This is a genomic window from Pseudorhizobium sp. NPDC055634 (assembly GCF_053618655.1).
In genome coordinates this window covers 89,454-115,970 of the sequence record NZ_JBSHHW010000002.1, presented here as the reverse complement: position 1 = coordinate 115,970, position 26,517 = coordinate 89,454, and the positions used below count along the sequence as shown (strand labels likewise).

The window sequence follows — 26,517 nt, the reverse complement described above, 5'->3', positions numbered from 1 at the left end:
CCGGCCGGACGCCGTCAGAGCTTCAGCTTGTTTGGGAAGTGATGGTTGTACGCCAGGGTATAGTCCGGCGAGGCCATCAGTTCAAAATAGGTCACCCGCTCCACCCAGGCGCGCTGGCTGTCCAGGACCTTCTTCATGAAGGCGTCCTTCTCGAGCTCTACGATGAGGTCGTCCCATGCCTTGATCTGCGCGTCGAGGATTTCCGGAGGCGTGCGATGCACGTTGACGCCGGCCTCGTTCTGCAGCTTCAGCAGGTCGGCCGAGTAGTTGTCCATCGCCGACGCGGTATTGGCCGTCGACGCGGCCTCGACCGCATACTTCACGATCGCCTGAAGGTCGGGCTCGAGGTCCTCGTAGAAGTCCCGGTTGAAGATGAACTCGAAGCACTCCGACGCCTGGTGATAGGAAGACAGATAGTAGTGCTTGGCCACGTCCTGGGCGCCGAAGCGGATGTCTGACGAGGGGTTGTTGAACTCGAAGGCGTCGATGACGCCCCGCTCCATCGCTGGAACAATTTCCCCGCCCGGCAACTGCGCGACAGACATGCCCATCGCCTGCATCAGGTCGGCAGCGAGACCGACAGTGCGGTACTTGAAGCCGTTGATGTCGGCGACCGTGTTGACCTCGCCCTTGAACCATCCGAACGGCTGGGCAAACATCGGGAAGCCCATGAACCCGACGACGTCGAGCCCGAGGATATCCTGCTGGAGCTCGCGGTAGAACTCCGCGCCGCCCCCGGAATAGAACCATGAAAGCATCGTCGTGGCCGAACCGCCGAAGACGGGTCCGGTGCCGAAAAGGGAGGCAGCCTTGTGCTTGCCGTACCAGTATGCCGGGACCGAATGGGCGGCATCGATGACGCCGTCATGGCACGCATCCAGCACCTGGAATGCGCCGACCACCGACCCGGCAGGCAGGAGATCCACCGTCAGCCGTCCTCCCGACATCTCCTTGACGCGATCGGTATACTGCCGCGCGAAGTCCATCCAGATGTCCGAGGCAGGCCAGGAGGTCTGCATCTTCATGACCAGGGGTGACTGTGCAAGCACGGCGGGCGCTGCGAGCGTACCGGCGGCGGCACCGCCGGCGGTTGCGCCGATTTTCAGAAACGAACGGCGCGTGTGCGCCTTCTTCTCAGGCGTGTCCATTGATTTCTCCTCCCAATCGGGCGGGCCATTGCCCTTCTCCCGAAATCAGTATTGAGGAAAAGAAAGCGGACATCAATACAGTAATATTCCTACCCCGTTGCTGCGATTCAACGTGGAGAATTAGTGTATTGCGGGGAGAATTTGCTTACCGGGCAGAGGTGCCCGGTATGGCTCCGGTTGCGCAGGGGTCCACCCCATAGGCGGGGGCGCACTTGCTGCTGCCTGTCGCGCCCGTCTGCGGGGCGATGAAGGAGCCGACGAGGATCGTCAGTGCCGCACACGCAAAAAACAGTGCGATGGGCTTGCCCATGGGGGAATGCCTTTCAGAGAAGGTGATTGAATGCGCGAGTTTCGCTGCAGCCGTGTATGACCCGGCCACGGGTTTTTCAATAGAGGATCTTGCTGAATGCCCCGTTAATGCTCAACGCTCCAGCCGGGTGGGGCGTTTGCGCCACAGGGGCGAGAAACGGCACCGAGGTGCCGGCATATCGGTTCAGACCGCTTTGCCGCTATTGGTGAACTGGCCCTGCGGACGATACTGGACGAGGTAGGAGGGGATGACGGATTCCAGCAGCGTCGGGCGGATCCCCATGCCCTCCAGCGTGCGTCCCTCGCGAATTGCCTCTTCCGAAACCACGTTGTCCCGCTTCAGAAGCGTGACCTGGTCGCTGGTGATCGGTGGCTTGATGAAGGGGATGAGCGACGCAATGCTGCCGATCAGCGAGGCGATGGCGAACGGCAGCGAAACAAGCGGACGCTTGCGGGCCGTCTCCCGCAGCACGATCTCCATGCATTGGCGGAAGCTCAGCACTTCCGGGCCGCCCAGTTCGTAGATACGACCGCCCGCAATGGCGCCATCGACCGCAAGCGCGGCCGCCTGGGCGACATCCTCGACATAGACCGGCTGGAACTTCGTCTTGCCGCCGCCGATCAGGGGAAGCGCCGGAAACATCTTCGCCATGCCGGCGAACTTGTTGAAGAAGCTGTCTTCCGGTCCGAAGATGATGGAGGGACGCAGGATCACCGCGTCGGGAACGGTATTCAGTATGGCAGCCTCGGCGCGGCCCTTGCTCTGAGCATAGACCGATCCGGCATCCTTGTCGGCGCCGATCGCCGAGATATGCACGAGCTTGGCGCCGGCGGCGCGCGCCGCCTCGGCCACTGCCCGTCCGCCGAAGTCCTGTACCGCGTTGAAGGAGTTACGTCCGCTTTCAAAGAGGATGCCGACGCAGTTGACCACGAAGGAAGCGCCTTCGACAGCACGGTCCACCGAATAGCGATACCTGAGGTTTGCCTGCACCAGCGCGATCTGCCCGACATAGCCGTAGGGCAGGAGGAAGCCCGCGAGGTCCGGACGCCGAACGGCGACGCGGACACGGTAGCCCCGCTTCGCCAGGCTGCGCACCACGTGTCGTCCGACGAAGCCTGAGCCTCCGAATACTGTGACGAGGGGCGGCAGGTTGGGCACGGACATGTGTGGCTCCGGGAGCTGTGATGGTCAGGTTGCAAGCGGTCTCTTAGACCAAATGTTCTTGGACGGGAAGCGGAAGAAATACTGCAACTGACAAGTGTCAGATGCTTTCGACGACGACCATTTCGGCGTCGGCGCATTCCTGCCTGATCTTCGCGGCGGCCTGGTACTCCGGAGAATTGTAGCAATCCACCGCCGACTGCATGGAGGGAAACTCGATGATGACGTTGCGGCCGCGCGCCTTGCCCTCAAGTTCGGTGAATGGCCCCCCGCGCGCGAGAAAGGTCGCGCCGAACCTCTCGAAGGCGGGCTTGGCGGTGCTGACATAGTCCTTGTAGCGTTCCGGGTCGCGGACATCGACGCGGGCAATCCAGTAGGCCTTGGACATGCTTGTTCCTCCTTGCCGTTCGTATCTAGAGCGCCGATGTCATCTCGGCGAGGATGGCCCGCGCGGCTGCGCCCGGATCGCTTGCCTTGACGATGGGGCGACCGACCACAAGGTGGCTCGAGCCGGCGCGCAACGCGTCCGCCGGGGTCATTATCCGCTTCTGGTCACCCGCATCGCCGCCGGTCGGGCGTATGCCGGGGGTCACCACGGCCATGCTGGGGCCGACCGCCTGCCGCACGGCGGCGGCTTCTTCGGCCGAGCAGACGATTCCGCCCATGCCCGCATCCCGCGCCTGACCGGCGCGGCGAAGCACGAGGCTCGCGGTATCACAATCGTAGCCGGCTTCACGCAGGTCCGCATCGTCCATGGAAGTGAGCACGGTAACGCCGAGGAGCGTGAGGTCGCTGCCCTTTGCGGCCTCGACCGCGGCCCGCATCGCCTTCGGGTAGGCATGCAGCGTCAGCATGGAAACGCCCATCCTGGCGATGTTCTCGACGGCCTTCGCGACGGTGTTGTCGATGTCGAGGAGCTTCATGTCGAGGAAGACCTTCTTGCCGTCGGCGATCAGGTCGCGGGCGAAATTCAGTCCTCCCGCGAAGGTGAGCTGGTAGCCGATCTTGTAGAAGACGATGTCCTCGCCGAGAGTGGAAACGATCGCCCGCGCCTCCTCGACGCTCGGTATGTCAAGGCCAACGATCAGTCTATCTCGCGCATCCATCCCCATATCCCTTCCATTCTTCCATAGGTGTCCAGTCGCATGACAGGCGACGGTCCGCAAGGGAGAAGGCGAAGAGATTGCCGCCACCGGCAGGCTGGTCGAAATCGCGGGAGATCCACGCGTTCGCTAGGTGGCACTTGAGCAGGGTCCCGACCCCTCCGTGCCCGACGAACGCTATCGGGACCGCAGGATCCTGATCGGCGAGGATGCGATCGACGGCATTCACGATCCGCGCCTGCGCATCGATGGCGCGCTCCCAACCCCGGAAGCTTTCCTCCGGATGGGCGAAGAACCAGTCGGCGGCCTCTTCGAACTCGGCCGGAGGCGGGAAGCCTGTGGCGCTTCGATCGTTCTCCTTCAGGCCGGCGACGACCTCCACCGGTGCCCCGGAAAAACTTGCCAGTATCTCGGCGGTCTCCACGGCCTTGCGCTCGTCGCTGGAAACGACGCGTTGCAGGGTCGCGGCCCATGGGCTCTGCGCGGCCCTTGTCGCGCGCGCCCTGCCGATGTCCGAAAGGCCCCATTGCGGCACGGCGACCAGCGGGTCGATGTTCACCTGGGGATGGGTGATGTAAACGCCGAACATGGCGTTCTAGCCCCGGCTGTAGACCCAGAGCTGCGCCGGCGGGATATTGCGGACCACGAAGTCGAGGTGCCGAATATGGAAGCGATCTGGGCGCGCGTCGATCGGCGACACCGGGCTGTAGGTGATCTGGACGACGGGCCGGCCGGGAGGCATGCGGTCGAGCAGGTCCTCCAGGAGCGCGATCCGTTTCTCCATCGGGAAGCTCAGCATCGGGATGGCGGAAACCACCGCGTCGAACTTGCGGTCGCGCCAGTCTGCCAGCGTCGTCTCGAGATCGAAGGCGTCGCCGTTGATGAAGTTGACCCCCGGGATCGTCTTCTTGAGGTGCCGGTAGAAATCCCTCGAATACTCGATCGAGACGATGTTTTCCGGCGCGACGCCGCGACCGAGGATCGCCTTGGTGATGATGCCCGTGCCGGGCCCGAGTTCGAGGACCGGCAGGCCGGAGGCCGGGCTGACGACGCTCGCCATGCGACGCGCGGTAACCGCTGAGGTTGGCAGGATGGCCCCGACGCTCTTGGGGCCGTCGATCCAGCCCTTGAAGAACCTGATTTCCTCGTCGAACTTCCGGCCGAGCCGTTCCTTAAGTCGCAATTCCATCAGTCTCTCCTCCCTGTTTGCTCAGGACTTATGTGGGGTCAATGGCGCAAAAACAAGGCAAAATGTCGCATTCAGAAAATGTCATGAAAAAAGCGGCTGGTTTCCCGGCCGCTTTATTTGGTCAGACGCGCATCGGCATCAGGACATAGAGCGCGTCATCGCCCGCCGTGTCCCTCACCAGCGTCGGCGAACCGGCGTCCGCGAGCATGAAGATCGCATCCTCGCCGGAAAGCTGGGCGGTGATATCCAGCAGGTACTTCGCGTTGAAGCCGATCTCCAGCGGATCGTTTTCGTAGCCCACGGCGACCTCCTCGGTCGCGCTGCCGGAATCCGGGTTGTTCACGGTAAGGGTCAGCTGGCCCTCGACCAGTGCAAGCTTCACGGCGCGCCCGCGCTCGGAAGAAATCGTCGAGACGCGGTCGACGGCGCGGGTGAAGCTCTTGCAGTCGACGCGCATCTCCTTGTCGTTATTGGTCGGGATGACGCGCTGGTAGTCGGGGAATGTCCCGTCGATCAGCTTGGACGTCATGATGATCGAGCCGATCGTCAGGCGGATTTTCGCGTCGGATACCTCGACGGTGACCATCAGCTCGGGATTGTCGACCAGCTTCTGGAGTTCGCCCACGGTCTTGCGGGGAATGATGATCCCCGGCATCCCTTCCGATCCCGAGGGAGCCTCGACGTCGGCGCGCGCGAGGCGATGGCCGTCGGTTGCGACCGCACGCAGCTTGAGGTCGCCGCCCGCCTCGATCGTATGGAAGAAGATGCCGTTCAGGTAGTAGCGCGTCTCCTCGGTGGAGATGGCGAACTGGGTGCGGTCGATCAGCATCTTCAGATCGGTCGCCTTCAGCTTGAACGTGTGGCTGAACGTGCCGGCCGTGAGGTCGGGGAAGTCCGCTTCCGGGAGGCACTGCAGCGAGAACTTGGATCGTCCCGACTGGACCGTCATGGATCCGCCGTCCGGATTGGTGGCCAGCCGGACTTCCGATCCTTCCGGCAGCTTGCGGACGATTTCGTAGAGGAGATGGGCGGGCACGGTCGTCGCGCCGGGCTGTTCAACCATCGCCGCGACGGCTTCGGTGATCTCCAGGTCGAGGTCGGTCGCCTTGAGCTCCAGGTCGGCGCCGGACGCGCGCAGGAGGACGTTCGACAGGATCGGGATCGTGTTGCGACGCTCCACGACACGATGGACGTGGTTCAGCGACTTCAGGAGATTGGACCGCTCAAGAGTAATACGCATGGACGCTACCGCTTCTGACCGGGACGCCGGCAGGGAAGGGCGTCCGCATGGTTGCCGGCCGCGAGGCCGGAAGATGTGGACGCGCAAAATGGCAGAACATTCCCATAGAAAGCAAGAGCCGGAAGGCCCGCCATCGGTTTGAATGGAAACTTGTTGCCACGATTCACAGGGAAAACTTCGCCGCGTTCCGCTTGCCCACGTAGCGCGCCTTGCCCATAAGAGGGAGTGAACATGCCAATTCAGCCGGATACTCTCGTGAGCGACGAAAAAAAGACAGCGGGCCGCACCTACAGGGTCGGCAACACGGCGATCCCGGCACGCCCCCTGGAGCCCGGCCTTTACCTGGTCGCCACCCCGATCGGAAACCTTGGCGACGTCACGCTGCGTGCGCTCGAAACGCTGGCGGGGGCGGACGTGCTCGCCTGCGAGGATACCCGCGTGACCCGCGTGCTCCTCGACCGCTACGGCATCGTCAACCGCCCCTTCGCCTATCACGAACACAACGCCGCCGAGGCGGGGCCAAAGCTGATTTCCGCCCTCGACAGCGGGCAGTCGGTGGCGCTGGTCTCGGATGCCGGTACGCCCCTCGTTTCCGATCCGGGCTACCGGCTTGGACGGATGGCGATCGAGGCCGGGCATCGCGTGATACCGGTCCCCGGCGCCTCCGCGCCGCTTGCGGCGCTGGTCGGGTCGGGGCTGCCCTCCGACAGCTTCCTGTTTGCAGGCTTCCTGCCCGTCAAGGACAAGGGCAAGCGGGATCGGCTGGCGGAACTGTCGCGCGTGCCGGCGACGCTGATTTTCTTCGAATCGCCCCATCGCGTCGGGGCAAGCCTTGCCGCCGCCGCCGATGTCCTGGGGAAGCGTCGCGAAGCCGTCGTCTGCCGCGAGTTGACGAAGGCCTTCGAGGAGTTTCGGCGCGGAACGCTGGAGGAACTGGCGGACCACTACGCCGATCGTCCGGTCAAGGGCGAGATCGTGCTCCTCATCGCTCCGCCCGAGATCGACGACGTGCCGGGTGCGGTCGAAGTGGACGTCCTTCTGAAGGAACTGTCGGCTTCCATGCCGACCTCGAAGGCTGCGGCGGAAGGCGCGCGGCTGACCGGCCTTTCCAAGAAGGACCTCTACCAACGACTTCTCGCTCTCAAGGGGGAGGCGGGTGACGATTGACCCTCTCCATCGGCGACGGCGGGCCGTTCTGCGCGGACACCTCGCGGAATATCTTGCCGCCGGGCTGCTGCTCCTGAAGGGGTACCGGATCCTGGCGATCCGTTACCGGACGCGGGCCGGGGAAATAGACCTCATCGGCCGGAAGGGTGATCTCGCGATCTTCGTCGAGGTCAAGGCGAGGGTGGGCGAGCGGGAGGCGATCGATGCCGTCAGCGCAACCGCCCAGCGACGCATCCGCGCCGCAAGCGACATCTGGCTTTCACGACGAGCCGATGCCGCCCGGCTATCGCAACGCTATGATGTGGTGGCGGTTCTTCCCGGTCGCGTGCCGCGGCATTTCCCGGACGCCTTCTGAACTTGGCACCAGCCGCTAGGCGGCGTCGTGGATTGTAATGATCCCGACATATTACTGTTACGTCAGCGTCATGCTGCGACCCTATTGCGGTCCCGTTCCGACAACGGAGTAAGGGATCACAACAATGTTCAAGACGCTCTCATTCGCCACGCTCGCGGCAGCCATGTCCACTTCCTCGGCGCTCGCCGCGACCGAGATCAGCTGGTGGCACGCAATGGATGCCCAGCTCGGCCAGAAGCTGGAAGCCATCGCCGAGGCCTTCAACAAGAGCCAGAGCGAATACAGGATCGTGCCGACCTACAAGGGCACCTACGCCGAAACGCTGACGGGCGCGATCGCAGCCTTCCGCGCCAAGGAACAGCCGGCCATCGTCCAGGTCTTCGAAGTTGGCACCGGCACGATGATGGCGGCCAAGGGCGCCGTGAAGCCGGTCTACCAACTCATGCAGGAAGCCGGCGAGCCCTGGGAACCCTCGGCATTCCTCGCGCCGGTAACGGGCTACTATTCGGATACCGAAGGCAACATCCTGTCGCTGCCGTTCAATTCGTCGACGCCCATCATGTACTTCAACAAGGACGTCTTCGAGAAGGCGGGCCTCGACCGTAACGCGGCACCCAAGACCTGGGCCGAAGTGGAGGAATTCTCCAAGAAGATCGTCGAGTCCGGTGCTGCCAAGTGCGGTTTCACGACCGGCTGGGTGTCCTGGGTTCAGCTGGAGAACGTCTCCGCCATCCACGACCGGCCCTACGGCACGCTCGAAAACGGTTTCGGCGGCCTGGAAACCGAATTCACCTTCAATGGCGACGTCCAGGTCAAGCACTGGAGCAATCTCAAGAAGTGGGCGGATGCCGGTCTCTTCCAGTACGGCGGCCCGGCCGGCGGTGCCGATGCGCCCGCCAAGTTCTACTCGGGTGAATGCGCCATCTACATGAACTCCTCCGCCTCGCGCGCCGGCGTCGTTGCGAACTCCAAGGAATTCGAAGTCGGCTTCGCGCCGCTTCCCTATTACGAGGACGTCATCGCCGAACCGAAGAACTCCATCATCGGCGGCGCCACCCTCTGGGCTCTCGCCGGTCATAGCGACGACGTCTACAAGGGCATCGCCAAGTTCTTCACCTATCTCTCGCAGCCGGAAGTCCAGGCCGACTGGCATCAGGCGACCGGCTACCTGCCGATCACCAACGCCGCCTTCGATCTCGGCCAGGAACAGGGATATTACGAACAGAACCCGGGTTCCGATGTCGCGATCAAGCAGATCACCCGCGGCACGCCGACGCCCAATTCCAAGGGTATCCGCTTCGGCAACCTCACCCAGGTCCGTAATGTCGTGGACGAGCAGTTCGAAGCGCTTCTGGCCGGCCAGAAGGATGCGCAGCAGGCGCTCGACGACGCCGTCGCCGGCGGCAACCAGATCCTGCGCGACTTCGAAGCCGCCAACAAGTGAGACCTTGAGGGGCCGGCCTGCCCGGCCTCTCCACCTTTCCAGGCACCCGCCGGCACGGCGGGGCTTGCCGCGTAGGCAGAAAATACATGCAAACCAAACGCGTCATCTTTTCCAACAAGCTGCTGCCGTATCTGTTGCTCGCGCCTCAGCTCGTCATCACGCTTGTCTTCTTCATCTGGCCGGCACTCCAGGCCGGCAGGTCCTCGTTCGAACGGGAAGATCCTTTCGGCTTCCGCACGACATTCGTCTGGTTCGAGAACTACCGGCGCATTTTCGCTGACCCGAGCTATCTCAATTCTCTCGCCAATACGGCCGTCTTCGCCGTCTCGGTGACGCTCTTGTCGATGAGCCTGTCGCTGCTGCTCGCCGTCTGCGTGAACAGGGTCATGCGGTCCGGCAGGGTCTATACGACACTGCTCGTCTGGCCGTATGCGGTAGCCCCGGTTGTCGTGGGTATCCTGTGGTGGTTTCTCTTCAATCCGTCGATCGGCCTTCTCCCCTATATCCTCGATGGCCTCGGCGTGACCTGGAACCATCGGGTGAATGGCGAGCAGGCGATGATACTCATCATCGTCGCGGCGTCGTGGAAGCAGATCTCCTACAATTTCCTCTTCTTCCTCGCAGGCCTGCAATCAGTGCCCCGTTCTCTGATCGAGGCCGCCGCCATCGACGGTGCCGGACCGTTCAAGCGTTTCTGGACGATCGTGTTTCCGCTGCTCTCCCCCACCACGTTCTTCCTGCTCATCATCAACATCAACTACGCGATGTTCGACACCTTCGGCATCATCGACGCGACGACGGCGGGTGGGCCGGCCCAGGCCACCAACACGCTCGTCTACAAGGTCTATACCGACGGCTTTGTCGGGCTGAACCTCGGCTCGTCCTCCGCCCAGTCGGTCATCCTGATGCTGATCGTCATCGTGCTGACCGTGGTGCAGTTCCGCTACGTCGAACGCCGCGTGCAGTACTGAGGTGGCCGGACATGGTTGAAAACAGACCCTTCCTCGATTTCCTGACCCATCTCGTCCTGATCGCCGGCGTCGTGATCGTCGCCTTCCCGGTCTATGTTGCCTTCATCGCCTCCACGCACGGGACCGGCGCCTTCGTCAGCGGTGCGATGCCACTCCTGCCGGGCGGGCACATGATCGAGAACTATGCGCTGATGTGGAACGAGGGCCTGACCTCTTCCGGGGCGCCGCCGCTCTGGGTGATGATGTTCAATTCGCTCTGGATGGCGCTGATCATCGCCATAGGCAAGATCGTCATCTCGATCGTCTCCGCCTATGCGATCGTGTACTTCCGCTTTCCGTTCCGGACGCTTGCGTTCTGGATCATCTTCATAACCCTCATGCTGCCGGTGGAGGTGCGCATCCTGCCGACCTTCAAGGTGGTGGCGGATCTCGGCATGCTGAATTCCTATGCCGGGCTGACCTTGCCGCTGATCGCCTCGGCGACGGCGACCTTCCTGTTCCGCCAGTTCTTCCTCACGATCCCGGAGGAACTGATGGAAGCTGCGCGTGTCGACGGCGTAGGCCCGCTAAAATTCTTCCGCGATATCCTTCTGCCGCTCAGCCGCACCAATATCGCCGCGCTTTTCGTCATCCTCTTCATCTACGGATGGGTTCAGTACCTTTGGCCCTTGCTGGTCACCACGGACAGCAATTTCTACACCATCGTCATGGGCATCAAACGGCTGTCGGCGAGCGCCGATGCGGAACCGCTGTGGCACTTCGCCATGGCCGCCGTGATGATGGCCATGCTGCCACCCGTCCTCATCGTCATTTGCATGCAGCGCCTGTTCGTCAAGGGCCTGGTCGAAACGGAGAAATAACCATGGCGTCCATCCAGGTCGTAAACGTCGGCAAGGTGTATGCGGGCGGCGTGCGTGCCGTGAGCGGCATCAGTCTCGATATCGCCGACGGGGAGTTCATCGTCCTCGTCGGACCGTCCGGCTGCGGAAAGTCCACGCTGCTGCGCATGGTGGCGGGTCTCGAAACGATCACCGAGGGCACGGTCGCCATCGCCGATCGCGTCGTGAACCACCGGGAGCCGGCTGAACGCGATATCGCCATGGTCTTCCAGAATTACGCGCTCTACCCGCACATGACCGTCCGCCAGAACCTGGAATACGGCCTGAAGAACAGGAAGACCCCGCGGGCCGACATCGATCAGCGCGTCGCCGAGGCGGCGCGGATGCTTGAGATCGCCCCCTATCTGGATCGAAAGCCGCGGGAGCTTTCCGGTGGCCAGCGGCAGCGCGTCGCCATGGGGCGCGCGATTGTCCGCAAGCCGGCCGCCTTCCTGTTCGACGAGCCGCTCTCCAACCTCGACGCCAAGCTGCGCGTCTCCATGCGCGGGGAGATCAAGCGTCTTCAGCGGCGCCTCGGCACGACTTCGCTCTATGTCACCCATGACCAGTTGGAGGCGATGACGCTTGCAGACCGGCTGGTCGTCCTGAACGGCGGGCTTATCGAGCAGATCGGATCGCCGCTCGAGGTCTATCATCAGCCGGCATCGACCTTCGTGGCGAGCTTCATCGGATCACCCGCCATGAATCTCATGCAGGGCGAACTCTATGGCGACAGACTGGCGATCGGCCCCTCCCTGCTTTCACTTCGCGGCTATGCGCCGGTCTCAGGCCCGGTGACGGTCGGGGTGCGGGCGGAAGATATGCGCCTGGCCGAAGCCGGCGCCGAGGCCCTTGTCCTGCGCGTCGACTATGTCGAGGAACTGGGTGCCCACCGGCTCGTTCATGGCCATGTGGGGGATCAGCCGCTGACGGTGACGCTGCCGATGGAGGTTGCCCTTGAGGACGAAATGCGTCTCTCGGTGGAGCCGCGGCGGCTTCATTTCTTCGACCGCGAGACAGGCATTCGCCTGCCGACCGTTGCGGTGGTCCCCCAGAACGTCATGGAGCGGGCCTGAGATCGGGGCCGCGCCCATGGGGCGTTGCCTTCCGCGAACGGTCGTCCTAAATCAGGCGGGCAATTCTCAAGGGGCAGGGCTATGGCAAGAATCCGCCGGGTGGCATTCCAGATGGACCATGTGTCCACGATCAACATCGCTGGCGACTCGACCTTTGCCATGGCGCTGGAGGCGCAGGCGCGCGGTTACGACCTCTATCACTACACGCCCGACCGGCTGAGCATGCGCGACGGCAGGATTTTCGCGGCCGTCGAGCCCCTGCAGGCCCGGGACGTCAAGGGTGACCACTTCAGCCTCGGCGAGCGCGAGCGCGTCGACCTCTCGACCATGGACGTGATCCATCTCCGTCAGGATCCGCCCTTCGATATGGGCTACATCACCTCGACGCATCTCCTGGAGCGCATTCATCCGCAGACGCTGGTCGTCAACGATCCGGCATGGGTGCGCAACTCTCCGGAGAAGATCTTCGTCACGGAATTCGCGGACCTGATGCCCGCGACGCTGATCAGCCGCGACGTCGTGGAAATCGCCCGCTTCCGCGAGGAGATGGGCGACATCATCCTCAAGCCGCTTTACGGAAACGGCGGCGCCGGTGTGTTCCATTCCGCGCGCGACGACCGCAACTTCACCGCGCTGCTGGAATTGTTCGAACAGGTCTACCGGGGTGAACCCTACATCGCCCAGGCCTATCTGCCGGCCGTGCGCAAGGGGGACAAGCGCATCCTGCTGGTCGACGGCAAGCCGGTCGGCGCGATCAACCGGGTGCCGGCCGAAACCGACAGTCGATCCAACATGCATGTCGGCGGACGGGCCGAGCCTGTGGAGCTGACGGCGCGTGACCGCGAGATCTGCGAAAGAATCGGGCCGGCGCTCCGCGCGCGGGGGTTCCTTTTCGTCGGTATCGACGTGATTGGCGACTACATGACGGAAATCAACGTCACGTCGCCGACCGGCATACGCGAAGTCAGGAAGTTCGGCGGCGCCGATGTCGCGGCTCTCCTGTGGGATGCCATAGAGGCAAAGCGCGGCTGAGTTCCCGCTGCAGAGCAGTTTTGTTCTCCCCTTGCAACCTGATGCAACCGTGAAGCAACGACCGCGGGAAATAGTTCCTGCGATGTTCTTGTTTTATTCTCTTTACTATGCCAGATTGCATTTGCCGACGCAGAAAGCGTGTGTCGCTTGCGTTTCGGACATGAGGTTTGGGGGCGGTTCATGGTGGCGCGTGTCTCTACGGTTGCATTCCACGGCATAGAAGGCGTGCCTGTCGAAGTGCAGGTCATGGTCTCCCCCGGCAAGCTGCTGATGCCGATAGTCGGTCTTCCCGACAAGGCGGTGGCCGAGAGCCGCGAGCGGGTCCAGGCGGCCCTTCACGCTTCCGGCCTGTCGCTTCCGCCCAAGAAGGTAACGGTGAACCTTGCGCCGGCCGATATTCCGAAGGAAGGCTCGCACTTCGATCTCGCCATTGCCCTCGGTCTCATGGCGGCCCTCGGTGCCATTCCGGCAGATGCCCTGTCCGGCTATGTGGTGATCGGCGAACTCAATCTCGACGGGACGCTCGCACCCGTTGCCGGCGCGCTGCCGGCGGCGATCAGTGCCAACGCTGTCGGCAAGGGGCTCATCTGCCCGGCAGACAGCGGCGCGGAGGCCGCCTGGGCGGGATCGGAAATCGACATCCTGGCACCCCGCAGCCTGATCGCACTCGCCAATCATTTCCGGGGCACGCAGGTCCTCTCCCGGCCGCAGCCGGCGGTGCGGGCTCTGCCTGCCAACCTGCCGGACCTCATCGACATAAAGGGGCAGGAAAGCGCAAAGCGGGCGCTGGAAGTGGCCGCGGCAGGGGGGCACAACCTCCTGATGGTCGGTCCGCCGGGGTCCGGAAAGTCCATGCTGGCGTCCCGGCTTCCTTCGATCCTGCCGCCGCTTTCAGCTGCCGAACTGCTGGAAGTCTCGATGATCCACTCGATCGCCGGCCAGCTTTCCGGGGGCAAACTTTCCGATCGGCGCCCGTTCCGGACCCCGCATCATTCGGCGACCATGGCGGCCTTGGTGGGAGGCGGACTGCGGGCCAGACCCGGCGAGGCGTCGCTTGCCCATCACGGCGTGCTTTTCCTCGACGAGTTTCCGGAGTTCGCGCCCCAGGTGCTCGATGCCCTGCGCCAACCGCTGGAAACCGGCGAATGCGTCATCGCCCGCGCCAACCATCGGGTCGCCTATCCGGCCAGCATACAGCTTGTCGCGGCAATGAACCCCTGCCGCTGCGGCATGGCCGGGGAGCCGGGCCACACCTGCGCCCGCGGCCCGAAATGCCTCTCCGACTACCAGGGCCGGATTTCTGGACCGTTGATGGACCGGATCGATATCCGGATCGATGTGCCGGCGGTTTCCGCGGCCGATCTGATCAGGCCCCGCCCCGCCGAGGCGAGCGCCGACGTCGCCCGGCGCGTGGCTGCCGCGCGCGAGCGGCAGCAGGAGCGCTTCCGTTGGGCCGGAGCCCCGCAGGTCTCGACCAATGCCCGCTGCTCGACGGCCCTCATAGAGAAGATCGCCGAGCCGGACGCGGGCGGGCTTCAATTGCTTCGCGATGCGGCCGAAAAGCTGAAATTTTCCGCCCGTGGCTATCATCGCGTCCTCAAGGTCGCGCGCACGCTTGCCGACCTCGACGGGAGCGACACGGTGAGCCGCATCCACCTGGCGGAAGCTATCTCCTACCGCATGGCAGGCGAGCGCCTCTCCGCGGCCGCTTAGGTCCGGACGAGGGTTGGCGGCGAAAACAGGAATTCCAGGTCGCGTGACGCCGGTCGTCCTTGCACGGGAAACCGACGCCTGTTCGCGACCCGCCTGGCTCAGCCGCCGAGGCCTTCGAACAGTGCCGTCGACAGATAGCGTTCGGCGAAGGAGGGGATGATGACGACGATGTTCTTGCCGGCATTCTCCTCGCGGCTGCCGACCTTGATCGCCGCCGTCAGTGCCGCGCCGGAGGAAATCCCCACCGGCACGCCCTCGAGCCGGGCGACCAGCCGCGCCATCTCGAAGGCTTCGTCATTGGAGACGGTAACGACTTCATCGTAGATGCCGGTATCCAGGATTTGAGGGGCAAAGCCTGCACCGATCCCCTGGATCTTGTGCGGGCCAGGATTGCCGCCGGACAGGACCGGGCTGTCGGCGGGCTCCACTGCCACGATCTTGATCTCAGGCTTGCGGCCCTTCAGCACCTGTCCGACGCCGGTGATCGTCCCGCCGGTGCCGATGCCGGAGACGAGAATGTCGACCTGGCCGTCCGTGTCGTTCCAGATTTCCTCCGCGGTCGTCTTGCGGTGGATTTCCGGATTGGCCGGGTTTTCGAACTGCTGCGGGATGATGGCGTCGGGAAGCGAGGAGGCCAGTTCCTCCGCCTTGGCGATTGCCCCCTTCATTCCCTTCGGACCCTCGGTCAGCACCAGTTCGGCGCCGAGCAGCGAGAGCATCTTGCGGCGCTCGATCGACATGGTCTCCGGCATGGTCAGGATCAGCTTGTAACCCTTTGCGGCGGCGGCGAAGGCCAGGGCGATGCCCGTGTTGCCTGAGGTCGGCTCCACCAGCGTCGTCTTGCCGGGGGTGATCTTGCCCTGCGCCTCGAGGCTTTCGATCATCGCCACGCCGATCCGGTCCTTGACCGAGGCGATCGGGTTGAAGAATTCGAGTTTCGCCAGGAGGTTGGCTTTTACGCCCTTCTCCTTCGCCAGCTTGTCGAGGCGCACGATCGGCGTGTCGCCGATGGTCTCGGTAATGGAGGCATAGATGCGGCCGCGGCCGGGCTTCTTGTCGCTTGTCATGTTACTCTCCCCTAGGATGCGGACAAATTAGGGCCGGTTGCCGCGGAAGGCTAGCCAAGACGCATCCGCTTGGGCCGGATGGGCGGAAATTTGTTCCAAGTGTGAAGCGTGCCGGGGCAGCCGTTTGCGCGTGTTAGACCCCTGTCGATCCGAAACCGCCGGCCCCGCGCACGGTTTCTCCCGCTTCCCCGACCTCGTGAACCTCGACCTGGCTCACCGGGGCCACGATCACCTGGGCAATGCGCATTGCGCGGGTAACCTCGAAGTTCTCCTGCCCCAGGTTCACTAACAGCACCTTGACCTCGCCACGGTAATCGCTGTCGATCGTTCCGGGCGTATTGAGGCAGGTAATGCCGTGCTTGAAGGCAAGGCCCGATCGCGGCCGGATCTGCGCCTCGAAACCGTCCGGAATCTCGAAGACGAAGCCGGTCGGCACCAACGCCCGCTCACCGGGTTTCAGCACCATGCTCTCACCCTCGGGAAGGGCGGCCCGCAGGTCCATCCCCGCTGCTCCGCGGGTTTCATAGGCCGGCAGAGGGAGCTCCGCGGCGTGGGGGAGCCGTACCAGCCTGAGGACCGGACCGATGATGTCGCGCATATGCAAACTCCTTTGTCACGGAGGTGAATTGCATAAAGCCGGCCAAATCGCTAGATAGGCGCCAACCTACAGGATTTACCGGACATGGCTGAAAGTCTCGCAGAGGCGGTCTCCCGCCGCCGCACCTTCGCGATCATCGCGCACCCGGACGCGGGTAAGACCACGCTCACCGAAAAGCTTCTTCTTTTCGGCGGTGCGATCCAGCTCGCCGGAGAGGTCAAGGCGAAGAAGGACCGTATCCAGACCCGTTCGGACTGGATGAAGATCGAGCGCGAGCGCGGCATCTCGGTCGTCACTTCGGTGATGACCTTCGAATATGAAGGCAACGTCTTCAACATCCTCGATACGCCCGGCCACGAGGACTTCGCCGACGACACCTACCGCACGCTGACCGCCGTGGACGCGGCGGTCATGGTCATTGACGCCGCAAAGGGCATCGAGCCGCGCACACTGAAGCTCTTCGAAGTCTGCCGCATGCGCGACATCCCCATCATCACCTTCATCAACAAGATGGACCGGGAAAGCCGCGACCCATTCGAGATTCTCGACGAGGTCGAAGAAAAGCTCGCTCTCGACACCGCGCCGATCACCTGGCCGGTCGGTCGCTCGAAGAGCTTCTGCGGCTCCTACAATCTCGCGGACAACACGTTCCGGGGTTCCGATACGCAGGTGCAGCCGCTCCCGGTGAACGGCCCGCAGAGCGTCGCTGACCGGCTCCCCGAGAATGAACGGGAGGCCTTCGTCGAGGAGACCGAGCTTGCCCGGGAAGCCTGCCGTCCGTTCGATCGCCAGTCCTTCCTTGAAGGGCACATGACGCCCGTCTTCTTCGGCTCGGCGCTGCGCAACTTCGGGGTTCGCGATCTCATCAACGCGCTGGGCGCCTATGCGCCGCCCCCGCGCGACCAGGTGGCGGACGTCCGCACCGTCCACGCCAGTGAAGACAAGATGACCGCCTTCGTCTTCAAGATCCAGGCGAACATGGACCCCAACCATCGCGACCGTATCGCCTTTGCCCGCATCTGCTCGGGCAAGCTGGAGCGCGGCATGAAGGCAAGGCTCGCGCGGACCGGCAAGCAGCTTGGGCTGACCGCGCCGCAATTCTTCTTCGCCTCGCAGCGCCAGCTCGCCGATACCGCCTATGCGGGCGACGTCGTCGGCATCCCCAATCACGGGACGCTGCGCATCGGCGACACGCTGACCGAGGGCGAGGCGCTGGTCTTCCAGGGCGTGCCTAACTTCTCGCCGGAAATCCTGCGCCGCGTGCGGCTGGAGGATGCCATGAAGGCGAAGAAGCTGAAGGAAGCCCTGCAGCAGATGGCGGAGGAGGGGGTCGTGCAGTTGTTTTCACCGGAAGACGGCTCGCCGGCGATTGTCGGCGTCGTCGGCGCGCTGCAGCTCGATGTGCTGAAGGAGCGCCTGCAGGGCGAATACGGCCTGCCGGTCTCGTTCGAAATGGCCCGGTTCTCGGTCTGCCGGTGGATCTCGTCGGACCAGCCGGCCGAACTCGAGAAGTTCATGAACCAGCGCCGCGGTGATATCTGCCGGGATCTCGATGGCGATCCGGTCTTCATGGCGCAGGATGCCTTTTCCCTCCGCTATGAAGCCGAACGGTATCCGGCGATCAGGATGGCCGCGATCAAGGAGTATCACGTCGCCAAGGCGGCGTGAGGATCGCCGTTCCCGATCCCAATTGACGGCGGCGACACTCGCGGTGTCGCTGCGTCTGGCCGCTCAGTCCCGCAGGTCGTTCAGGAAATCATCGCACCAGCGCATGACGTCTCGTTCGAGAAGGTGGTCCATCATCCCGCGCCACCGTTCCTTCCGTTCCTCCAACGACATGCTGAGGCCGCGGGCGATGGCATTCGCCGTTCCCTCGATGTCGTAGGGATTGACCAGCAGCGCCCCGCGCAATTCCCGGGCAGCTCCGGCAAAGCGCGAAAGCACAAGGACGCCCGGGTCTTCCGGGTCCTGGGCAGCAACATATTCCTTGGCCACGAGGTTCATCCCGTCGCGTAAGGGTGTGACCAGCCCGATCTTTGCAAGCCCATACAATCCGGCGAGCACCGGACGTCCGATCGATCGGTTGATATAGCGGATCGGCACCCAGTCCACAGTCCCGATGGCGCCGTTCACCCGGCCCGCCTGTTCGGCGACCGTCCGCTGCATGGCCTCGTATTCCGGCACTTCCGAGCGGGATTTCGGCGTGATCTGGAGGTAGGTCACCTTGTTGTGGTAGCCCGGGTTGGACATCACGAAGTGTTCGAACGCGTCGATGCGCTGGGTGATGCCCTTCGAATAATCCAGCCGGTCGACGCCGATGATCAGGTTGCGGCCCTCGATGCTCTGGCGGGCCTTCCGCACCATGATGTTCGATGCGGCCTTCCGGGCGAATTCCGAGAACGCGTCCGTCTCGATTCCGATCCCGTAGTGGCCGCCCTTGAACGTCCTGCCGTAGGAGGTGAAGCGCCCGTCTCCGAGCGCATCGCCGATCCCTTCGCGAACGAGGCCGGCCGCGAAGTTCGAAAGATCGTGGTCGGTCTGGAAGCCGACAAGATCGTAATGCGAGAGGCCCCGCATGATCTCCTCGTGGACCGGCATGGCGAACAGCACGTCGGCGGGGGGCCAGGGAATGTGCAGGAAGAAGCCGATCTTGTTCTTCAACCCCATCTGCCGCAGTTCCGCCGCCAGCGGGATCAGGTGGTAGTCATGCACCCAGATGACGTCGTCCTCCTCCAGAAGCGGGGCCAGACGATGGGCGAAGAAGCGGTTCACGCGGAAATAGCCGGCCATTTCCTTGCGACCGTATTCGGCAAGGTCGAGGCGGTAGTGGCATATGGGCCAGAGAACGCGGTTTGCGAAGCCTTCGTAATATTCCTCGACGTCGGTCTTGGTCAGGTCCGTCAGCGCATAGGTGATGTTGCCGTGCTGCTGATAGGCGAGCGGCTCCGGTTCCCTGGCGCCGCTCGATTTCCCCGACCAGCCCATCCAGATGCCGCCACGCTCCTGCAAGGCCGCCTGGAGCGCGACGGCCAGTCCCCCGGCCGGTGCGGCTCCACCCTTTGCCGGCAGTGTCACACGGTTCGAAACGACCACAAGGCGGCTCAAGAGATTTTTCCTTTCAGCGATGATGTCGATGAAGCTGGCGAAGGCGTGGGGGCAGCATCTCCCCCTGCGGCGACCCTGCCGAGAACCTGGCGAAGGGCCTCAGTCGAACCAATGATGCCGCGTGCCTCGGTGCCCTCCGGCGACGGGGCGATGCGGATCGAATGCCCCCCGAGCTGGTTGGCGATCCGGAACATCTCCTCGTCGGTCACGTCGTCGCCGATGGCGATCGGGCGTCGGCCCTGGAACGGCCTTTCGCGAAGATAGGCTTCAACCGCGCTCCCCTTGTTGGCACGGGCGGGCCGGATCTCGAAGACCATCTTGCCCCGCTGCAGGGTGAAGTCCGGCCCCGCCTGGAGACGATAGAATTCCATCGCCTTCTCGACCTCGTCTCGCCATTCCGGTGCCTGCCGATAGTGGGCAGCGACCGCCGCCCCCTTGTCCTCGACAAGGACGCCCGGCCACTGCCCGGCGGCTGCCGCAAGCTCGGCCTTGACCTCCTCGAAGGCGGATGTGGCGGCCACCGCGTCCACGGTTCCGTCGGCCGACCGCCTCTCGGCGCCGTGAAGCCCGGCAACCGGAAATTCGTAGGGCAAGAACAGCGCGTCCGCATAGGGAAGGGCCCGGCCCGTCGCCAGTGCCAGCGCCCCGTTGAGACGTCCGGAAAGCGCCATGAGTTGGCCCGGAAGATCCGGCGGCACGGTGATCTCATCGGGCGACGGAGCGATGTCTATGAGGGTGCCGTCGATATCGAGGAACAGGGCCCACGCGTCCGGTTCACGCGTCAGCACATCCGTCAACCAATCGATCTGCTGAAGCGGGTTCCCTGGGCTCCCGGGTTGCGACGGATCTGAGTGTTGCATGAGCCGCTATCTAGTTCGGCGGCCCGATGTGGCAAGGCCGAAGCAGACTCCGGCTGGTATGCAGGACGAGAGCGTCGTCATGAAAGCGCCCGATCGGGCGACCGATTTACGTCCGGTTAACCATCTGTGTCGAAACTTGCCTGCGGCAGCCCGCTTTGCTGCCCGCGACCGAGTCAGAGGGAACATGTGCCGCTGGGCAGCCTATCGAGGTGATCCGATCTACCTGGAGGAGCTCGTCTCCTCTCCCGCCCATTCGCTCATCGAGCAGTCGCATTGCGCGACGCGGGCAAAGACCGCGACGAATGGCGACGGCTTCGGGATCGCCTGGTACGGGGATAGACCGGAACCCGGACGATACCGCGATATCCTGCCGGCCTGGTCCGACTGCAACCTGCGCAGCATCGCGCGCCAGATCCGCTCGCCACTTTTCCTCGCCCATGTACGCGCGGCAACCCATGGCGCAACCCGCCGCGAAAACTGCCATCCTTTCGTGCATGGCCGCTGGTCCTTCATGCACAATGGCCAGATCTCCGGCTTCGACCGCATTCGCCGGCGCATGGAAGGCCTGCTTTCGGACGACCTCTTCCATGCCCGGACCGGCACGACCGATTCCGAACTGCTTTTCCTGCTCGCTTTGGAATTCGGGCTGGAGCGCGATACCCATGGGGCGATCTCCCGCGCCATCGCCACGGTGGAAACGCTTTCCTCGGACGTCTGCGGCGATGTCCTCGTTCGCTTTACGGCGGCCTTTTCCGATGGCGACGCGCTTTACGCCGTGCGCTATGCGACGGACGACCGGCCGCCGACGCTCTATGCCGGGCCGCTCGGCAATGCGATGGGCTATTGCCTGGTGTCCGAGCCGCTGAACGACGACACGGATTCATGGGCGGAAATACCCAACGGATCGATCATCGTGGTCAGCGATCGCGGTCTCGACGCAGAGCCGTTTCTCCCCCGGACGACACCCGCGCAGCCTAGTTTTCTGCAAGCCGCTCGACGATCAGCCTGGCCAGCCGGTCGGCCACCTCTTCCTTGGACAGATCGGGCCAGTCTTCGATCCCCCCACGCGAGAGGATCTTCACCCGATTGCGGGTTCCTCCCATGATCCCCGTCTGCGGGGAAACGTCATTGGCGACGATGAGATCGGCGCCCTTCCTTTCGAGCTTCAATAGGCCGTTCTCTTCGACATTCTGCGTTTCCGCCGCGAAGCCGACGACGAGCCGCGGCCGCTTTTCGTGATGACCAACGGTCTTCAGGATGTCCGGGTTTTCCTGCAGCATGAGCGGAGCGGGAGCCTCTCCCGCCTGCTTCTTGATCTTCTCGTCCGAGGAGGCGGCAACGCGCCAGTCCGCGACCGCTGCCACCATGACCGCAATGTCGACGGGGAGCCGCGACAGGACCGCATCGCGCATCTCTTCCGCACGCTCCACATGAATGGTCTTCACCCCGGCGGGATCGGGAATGGTGACCGGTCCCGACACGAGCGTGACGTCGGCGCCGAGCCGGGCGAGGGCGCTCGCTATGGCATGGCCCTGGCGCCCGGACGAACGGTTGGCGATATAGCGGACCGGGTCGATCGGCTCATGGGTCGGCCCGGAGGTGACGATGGCCCTGCGGCCTTCGAGGGGGCGATCCTCGCCGCCAAGCAGGGTCGCGGCCGCTTCCGCGATATCCACCGGTTCGGCCATGCGGCCGAGACCTGCCTCACCCGCCTCGGCCATTTCGCCCCGCATCGGCCCAACGAACCTTATTCCGTCGGCTCCAAGGATATCGACATTGCGCTGGGTAGCCGGCGCCGACCACATCCTCGGGTTCATCGCGGGCGCGGCGAGCACCGGCTTGTCGGTCGCCAGCAGGATGGTACTGGCAAGGTCGTTGGCAAGGCCATTGGCCATCTTCGCCAGAAGGTCGGCGCTTGCCGGGGCAACCAGCACCAGGTCGCAGTCGCGGGCGAGACGGATATGACCCACGTCCTGCTCGTCCTCGCGAGAGAAGAGGTCGGTATAGACATGAGAGGCGGAAAGGGCGCCGACGGCGAGCGGCGTCACGAATTCCTGTGCGGCAGCCGTCATCACGGGTCTTACCGATGCGCCCCGCTCCCTGAGGCGCCGGATCAGGTCCAGGCTCTTGTAGGCGGCGATGCCACCCGAGATGATCAGAAGAATACGCTTTCCGCCAAGTTCCATGGAGAGACCCGCCCTGAATTTGCAGCGGAAGCTAAGCCTTCACCTCCAAACATGCAATGTCCGGTAGGGGAGCCGGAAACGGAAGCGGTTTCGGCTAATTGCCGGCCTCTCCGGTTGCGACCTCTTGCGTCGTCAGCTTGAATTCGGCCATCTCCTCGGACGTCAGGTAGTAGAGCCTGTCCGGCGGCGTTTCCAGAGCGTTGATCCAGAGGCCTGCCCCGATGCCCATGTCTTCCAGGTGCCTGACGATGCGAGCCGTGGTGTTCTGGGCGCCCGACATCGCCTCTTCGGCTGTCGGCCGCACCTGTCCGCCGTTGAAGACCTGGTGGACGCCCACGATGGCATCAGCCTCCGCCTCGCGCCAGACGCCCCCGGCAAAGACGAGAGGGCAGGAGGACGCGCAGAGGGCTCTCGCCTTGACCTTCGTGTTCAGTCCGCGTTCCCGGATAAGCCGCGAGATCTGCAGCGCGTCCTCGACCGATCCTCCCGGCGAATTCAGCGCCACGGAGGTCACATACTCGCCGCGTGCCTCGATCTCCTGCGCGAAGCGCGCCGCCGCGCCGACATCGATTGACCCTTCCGCCTTCAGTTCCCCGCCGGAGCCGAGCTCGAACCGAATGGGCTGGCGCAGCACTTCCGAGGGGCTGTCCGGCTGGAGGGGCGGAGCCTGCGGCACCCCGTCGGTCAGCGCGGGCGGCAGGACCGGGGCATCCGTTCGCATCGGGTCATGCCCGGGAGGGGATGCACTGGAAAGGCTCAGTTCGCGGATGTCGACGGCGACGAAGACGCCCGTTGCAGCCAGGAGGGTGAGGAAGGCGTAGCGCATCAGCGCTCCGTCGTCGGTCCGAAGGAGGGTCTCCCTGACGCGGGAGGCGAAACCGGACGGGGTCATGCCGGCGGCCCCTTTCTCGGGACCTTGGGCGGCATGTCGAGATTGGTGATGTTGGTTGCGTGATCGGGCTCGGCGACCTCGGCCTCGGTCCGCCAGATGGCCTCCTCGGTGTTGGTCCCCGACCGCTCGATGGCCTTCTGTACCTCGAGCGCCTCGAGAAGCTCGGCTGCGGTGATGCGGTCTGCAAACGGCAGGCGCTCGTCCTGCCTGCGGATGGCGCCGTGTACGACGGCCAGCATGAAAACCAGTACCGCGGGAAGAAGGTCTATGGAGATCGCACCGGCCCAGGCCGGAATGAAGTCTCCCGCATAGCGCAATACCGCTTCGGCCGATGAAAGCGGCACGAACCTGCGCTCGGCGACCGGCTCCCGCGCGAGGATTTCGTCGGCCGCCTGGGACAGGACCGTCGATTGTGCCGCGACGGACGTGCGGATTGTCGCCATCACCTGGTCCTGCCGGTCGGCGAGATCCGCGCCCTGGCCGTCCGCGACCGGAGCGATGAAGCCAAGGGTGAGATCCTCCGCCGCGCGCTTGACCGATGGCGCGATGGATGTCTGCTGAAGCGAGGTTATGACCCCGGAAAGAGCCACCACTTCCGCGGAGAACTGGTCGCTGCGTGGGGCGATGGCGCCGGGCGCCGAGACGAGGGTGCGCATCGTTTCGAGATGGGTGCGGCCCTGGTCGAAGAGGCTGGTGACCCGCTCGCGCGACGCGATGATGCCGCCTTCCAGTTCACCGAGCTGTGCCGACATCTGCGTGAGGAGCTGGACGACGCTGCCGGAACCCGTGGTGCCGGTAAGCGCACCGGATTCCCGCTCGTCCCCGGCAAGACGCGCAAAACGCTCGGAGGTTCGCTGGATGTCCGGCAGGAGGCTCTGTGCGGCAAGCGCGTTCTGGTGCGCCCTGTCGAGATCGGCCGTATAGTCTTCAAGCGTTTCTGCAAGGTGTTGCTCCAGCGCCGCCGAACCGGCAAGCGCCGCCGCGTTCAGCCAGCTGGACATGGCAATGATCATGGCACAGCCGAGCGCCATGACGCCCAGCATCGCGCCGCGGGCGGCGGGTCCTGTCACATGCGGATAGAAGCGGGTCATGTATGACCAGAAGGCGTAGATCGCGACTGAAACGGCGGCGGAATAGATGATCGCCGCAAAGAAGACGGCCGTGGGCGATCCGTCGAGCAGGCTTCGGACGCCGAGATAGGTATAGACACCGGAGGCGAGAGCCAGGACCGCCAGCGCGAAGCGGGTCATGGTTTCGACGGCGACCACCCCGTCCTGCAGTCGCTGCGATGCGCCAAGTGCCATGAAGCTACTCCAGACGATTGAATTTCTTAAGAGATGGAGAGGAAACCGGCGAAATGAAGGCCGGTTCCGGCGCGCTCATACGCCAGAGTCCGCACGTTTCCGGCATCGGTGCCGGCCGAGGATCGGCCCGGCCGGCCGTGGGCTCAGGTGAGAGCGATGGCGAGATAGACGAGGCTCAGCGCAATGATCCAGAGGGCGACCCGCCCTGACCGGCTGTGGCGAGCTTCCGAGCGGCCGATGGCCTCGGTGGTTTCGGGATCGAAACGCAGCCCGTGCTCGCTCATGTGAACGACCTGGTGATGGAACTTCTCGGTCTGGGCGGCAATCTCCGGCAGGGCTTCGGCCAGCTTCACCGCGGCCTTCACCCCGTCCTTCAGGTCGCTGGCGATCCGCCTCGGGCCGAGATTGTCCCGGATCCAGTCGCCGACCACCGGCTCGGCCGCCTTCCACATGTTGAAGCGCGGGTTCAGCATCCGCGAAACCCCCTCGACGACGACCATCGTCTTCTGCAGGAGGATCAGTTCCGGTCGTGTCTGCATCTCGAAGAGATCGGTCACCTCGAAGAGCAGCGCCAGCAGTCGCGCCATGGAAATCGTCTCAGCCGGCTGCCCGTGAATGGGCTCTCCGATGGCGCGGATCGCCTGGGCAAAGCTCGCGACGTCGTGATGGGCAGGCACATAACCCGCCTCGAAATGGACCTCGGCGACGCGCCGGTAATCCCGGACGATGAATCCGTAGAGGATTTCCGCGAGGAAGCGCCGCTCCTTCTTCCCCAGGCGTCCCACGATCCCCATGTCGACGGCGACGATCGTGCCGACATCGTCGACGAACAGGTTGCCCGGATGCATGTCGGCATGGAAGAAGCCGTCACGCAGCGTATGACGCAGGAAAGACTGGATCAGCGTTTCGGCAAGTCGATCGAGATCGTGGCCGGCAGCCCGCAACGCATCCATGTCCGACAGCTTGATGCCGTCGATCCACTCCATGGTGATGACGTCACGGCCAGTCCTTTCCCAGTCGACGACCGGTACCCGGAAGCCCGGATCGTTCCTAGTGTTTTCTGCGATCTCGGACAGGGCCGCCGCCTCGAGGCGAAGGTCCATCTCCACCTTGGTGGTCTGCTCGAGCGTTCGCGTAACCTCGACGGGGCGGAGCCGGCGGCTGGAGGGCATGAACCGCTCCTGCATCCGTGCGAGCAGGTACATGCTTTCGATGTCGTGGGCGAAACGCTGCCGCACGCCCGGTCGCACCACCTTGACCGCCACCTTGCGTCCGTTGACATGGGCGGGATGGACCTGTGCGATGGAGGCCGCCGCGATCGGTTCGCCGAATTCGGAGTAGAGATCGGCGATCGTTCGGCCGAGCGAAAGTTCTATCTCCGCCTTCGCTGTCTGCGTCGGGAAGAAGGACATGCGGTCCTGGAGCATGGCGAGATCGAGCGCCCAGTCCACGCCGACCACATCGGGACGGGTGGCGAGGAACTGTCCGATCTTCACGTAGGACGGGCCGAGTCGGTCGACGGCGCGCGACAGGCGTATGCTGCGGGCCTCGCGTTTTGCACGGAAGCGGGCGAACGGCTCCGTCAGCGCCTTGAGGATGCCGATGGAGGGCGGCATGTCCTGCGTCGGGAGAGCCGAGACCACGCCCTCGCGGACGAGCACCCAGCCCACGCGGGCTAGCCGGAAATAGGCCCCGATCGTGCTCATGGGCAGGCCCCG

The 26,517-nt window shown here is 64.1% G+C and carries 24 protein-coding genes and 1 pseudogene; 10 read left to right on the top strand and 15 right to left on the bottom strand.

From position 1 onward, the window contains the following. Window positions 1–14: 14 nt before the first annotated feature. From ACWGPT_RS03580 to dnaN, 7 genes are all read right to left on the bottom strand, one after another. Window positions 15–1,148, bottom strand: a complete 1,134-nt coding sequence (locus ACWGPT_RS03580) for a TRAP transporter substrate-binding protein (RefSeq protein ID WP_452604211.1) — start codon at window positions 1,146–1,148, stop codon at window positions 15–17. A gap of 493 nt (window positions 1,149–1,641) precedes the next feature. Further along, the gene (locus ACWGPT_RS03575; RefSeq protein ID WP_452604210.1) at window positions 1,642–2,622 is read right to left on the bottom strand and encodes a complex I NDUFA9 subunit family protein; all 981 of its coding nucleotides are present in this window, start codon (window positions 2,620–2,622) and stop codon (window positions 1,642–1,644) included. A gap of 97 nt (window positions 2,623–2,719) precedes the next feature. Continuing rightward, complete coding sequence (locus ACWGPT_RS03570) at window positions 2,720–3,007, bottom strand: DUF1330 domain-containing protein (protein WP_452604209.1); 288 nt, start codon at window positions 3,005–3,007, stop codon at window positions 2,720–2,722. A gap of 25 nt (window positions 3,008–3,032) precedes the next feature. After that, window positions 3,033–3,731, bottom strand: coding sequence for an orotidine-5'-phosphate decarboxylase (gene pyrF, locus ACWGPT_RS03565; protein WP_452604208.1), 699 nt, complete (start codon window positions 3,729–3,731; stop codon window positions 3,033–3,035). Further along, window positions 3,709–4,311: a histidine phosphatase family protein gene (locus tag ACWGPT_RS03560; RefSeq protein WP_452604207.1), complete on the bottom strand. Its 603-nt coding sequence runs from the start codon at window positions 4,309–4,311 to the stop codon at window positions 3,709–3,711. Before ACWGPT_RS03560 ends, pyrF begins: the two co-directional genes overlap by 23 nt. A 6-nt stretch (window positions 4,312–4,317) precedes the next feature. Then, complete coding sequence (gene pmtA / locus ACWGPT_RS03555) at window positions 4,318–4,911, bottom strand: phospholipid N-methyltransferase PmtA (RefSeq protein ID WP_452604206.1); 594 nt, start codon at window positions 4,909–4,911, stop codon at window positions 4,318–4,320. A 121-nt stretch (window positions 4,912–5,032) separates the two neighbouring features. Continuing rightward, window positions 5,033–6,151 carry a DNA polymerase III subunit beta gene (dnaN, locus tag ACWGPT_RS03550; RefSeq protein ID WP_452604205.1) on the bottom strand — a complete coding sequence of 373 codons (1,119 nt, stop codon included), beginning with the start codon at window positions 6,149–6,151 and terminating at the stop codon, window positions 5,033–5,035. A 255-nt stretch (window positions 6,152–6,406) separates the two neighbouring features. On the opposite strand from dnaN, the gene rsmI reads away from it, so the two are divergent. The 8 genes from rsmI to ACWGPT_RS03510 all read left to right on the top strand — a co-directional run bounded on the left by rsmI (window position 6,407) and on the right by ACWGPT_RS03510 (window position 14,787). Next, window positions 6,407–7,318, top strand: coding sequence for a 16S rRNA (cytidine(1402)-2'-O)-methyltransferase (gene rsmI / locus ACWGPT_RS03545; RefSeq protein ID WP_452604204.1), 912 nt, complete (start codon window positions 6,407–6,409; stop codon window positions 7,316–7,318). Continuing rightward, complete coding sequence (locus tag ACWGPT_RS03540) at window positions 7,308–7,673, top strand: YraN family protein (RefSeq protein WP_452604203.1); 366 nt, start codon at window positions 7,308–7,310, stop codon at window positions 7,671–7,673. The genes rsmI and ACWGPT_RS03540 overlap by 11 nt, the downstream gene beginning before the upstream one ends. Window positions 7,674–7,797: 124 nt before the next feature. Next, entirely contained in the window at window positions 7,798–9,117 is a 1,320-nt protein-coding gene (gene ugpB, locus ACWGPT_RS03535; protein WP_452604202.1) for a sn-glycerol-3-phosphate ABC transporter substrate-binding protein UgpB, read from the top strand. 86 nt (window positions 9,118–9,203) lie between these two features. Further along, window positions 9,204–10,088 (top strand): sn-glycerol-3-phosphate ABC transporter permease UgpA, encoded by an 885-nt coding sequence (gene ugpA, locus ACWGPT_RS03530; protein ID WP_452604201.1) that lies wholly within the window; start codon window positions 9,204–9,206, stop codon window positions 10,086–10,088. Between the two features lie 11 nt (window positions 10,089–10,099). Beyond that, complete coding sequence (gene ugpE / locus ACWGPT_RS03525; protein ID WP_452604200.1) at window positions 10,100–10,948, top strand: sn-glycerol-3-phosphate ABC transporter permease UgpE; 849 nt, start codon at window positions 10,100–10,102, stop codon at window positions 10,946–10,948. A 2-nt stretch (window positions 10,949–10,950) separates the two neighbouring features. Next, a complete protein-coding gene (locus ACWGPT_RS03520; RefSeq protein WP_452604199.1) occupies window positions 10,951–12,042 on the top strand; it encodes a sn-glycerol-3-phosphate import ATP-binding protein UgpC in 1,092 nt (363 codons plus the stop codon). 81 nt (window positions 12,043–12,123) lie between these two features. Next, window positions 12,124–13,074, top strand: a complete 951-nt coding sequence (gshB, locus tag ACWGPT_RS03515) for a glutathione synthase (protein ID WP_452604198.1) — start codon at window positions 12,124–12,126, stop codon at window positions 13,072–13,074. 180 nt (window positions 13,075–13,254) lie between these two features. Beyond that, window positions 13,255–14,787, top strand: coding sequence for a YifB family Mg chelatase-like AAA ATPase (locus ACWGPT_RS03510; protein ID WP_452604197.1), 1,533 nt, complete (start codon window positions 13,255–13,257; stop codon window positions 14,785–14,787). A gap of 98 nt (window positions 14,788–14,885) precedes the next feature. Here ACWGPT_RS03510 and cysK read toward each other — a convergent pair whose 3' ends face one another. Next, window positions 14,886–15,854, bottom strand: a complete 969-nt coding sequence (gene cysK / locus ACWGPT_RS03505; RefSeq protein WP_452604196.1) for a cysteine synthase A — start codon at window positions 15,852–15,854, stop codon at window positions 14,886–14,888. Window positions 15,855–15,987: 133 nt separating this feature from the next. Further along, entirely contained in the window at window positions 15,988–16,452 is a 465-nt protein-coding gene (gene dut / locus ACWGPT_RS03500; protein WP_452604195.1) for a dUTP diphosphatase, read from the bottom strand. A gap of 84 nt (window positions 16,453–16,536) precedes the next feature. On the opposite strand from dut, the gene ACWGPT_RS03495 reads away from it, so the two are divergent. Then, on the top strand, window positions 16,537–18,120 hold the full coding sequence (locus tag ACWGPT_RS03495) for a peptide chain release factor 3 (protein ID WP_452604194.1): 1,584 nt from the start codon (window positions 16,537–16,539) through the stop codon (window positions 18,118–18,120). Between the two features lie 63 nt (window positions 18,121–18,183). On the opposite strand, the gene otsA is transcribed toward ACWGPT_RS03495, so the two are convergent. Together otsA and otsB are read right to left on the bottom strand one after the other, a co-directional pair. After that, window positions 18,184–19,557 carry an alpha,alpha-trehalose-phosphate synthase (UDP-forming) gene (otsA, locus tag ACWGPT_RS03490; RefSeq protein ID WP_452604193.1) on the bottom strand — a complete coding sequence of 458 codons (1,374 nt, stop codon included), beginning with the start codon at window positions 19,555–19,557 and terminating at the stop codon, window positions 18,184–18,186. Next, window positions 19,554–20,417 carry a trehalose-phosphatase gene (otsB, locus tag ACWGPT_RS03485; protein WP_452604192.1) on the bottom strand — a complete coding sequence of 288 codons (864 nt, stop codon included), beginning with the start codon at window positions 20,415–20,417 and terminating at the stop codon, window positions 19,554–19,556. The genes otsA and otsB overlap by 4 nt, the downstream gene beginning before the upstream one ends. Before the next feature lie 184 nt (window positions 20,418–20,601). Between otsB and ACWGPT_RS03480 the strand changes: the two are divergent. Next, window positions 20,602–21,331: pseudogene (locus ACWGPT_RS03480) on the top strand (class II glutamine amidotransferase); the annotation flags it as partial. 60 nt (window positions 21,332–21,391) lie between these two features. Here ACWGPT_RS03480 and coaBC read toward each other — a convergent pair. The 4 genes from coaBC to ubiB all read right to left on the bottom strand — a co-directional run bounded on the left by coaBC (window position 21,392) and on the right by ubiB (window position 26,505). Further along, complete coding sequence (coaBC, locus tag ACWGPT_RS03475) at window positions 21,392–22,603, bottom strand: bifunctional phosphopantothenoylcysteine decarboxylase/phosphopantothenate--cysteine ligase CoaBC (protein WP_452604191.1); 1,212 nt, start codon at window positions 22,601–22,603, stop codon at window positions 21,392–21,394. A gap of 94 nt (window positions 22,604–22,697) precedes the next feature. After that, window positions 22,698–23,495, bottom strand: a complete 798-nt coding sequence (locus ACWGPT_RS03470; protein ID WP_452604190.1) for a hypothetical protein — start codon at window positions 23,493–23,495, stop codon at window positions 22,698–22,700. Further along, window positions 23,492–24,799 carry a hypothetical protein gene (locus ACWGPT_RS03465; RefSeq protein WP_452604189.1) on the bottom strand — a complete coding sequence of 436 codons (1,308 nt, stop codon included), beginning with the start codon at window positions 24,797–24,799 and terminating at the stop codon, window positions 23,492–23,494. Before ACWGPT_RS03465 ends, ACWGPT_RS03470 begins: the two co-directional genes overlap by 4 nt. A 143-nt stretch (window positions 24,800–24,942) precedes the next feature. Continuing rightward, window positions 24,943–26,505 carry a 2-polyprenylphenol 6-hydroxylase gene (ubiB, locus tag ACWGPT_RS03460; protein ID WP_452604188.1) on the bottom strand — a complete coding sequence of 521 codons (1,563 nt, stop codon included), beginning with the start codon at window positions 26,503–26,505 and terminating at the stop codon, window positions 24,943–24,945. Between the last annotated feature and the right edge of the window lie 12 nt (window positions 26,506–26,517).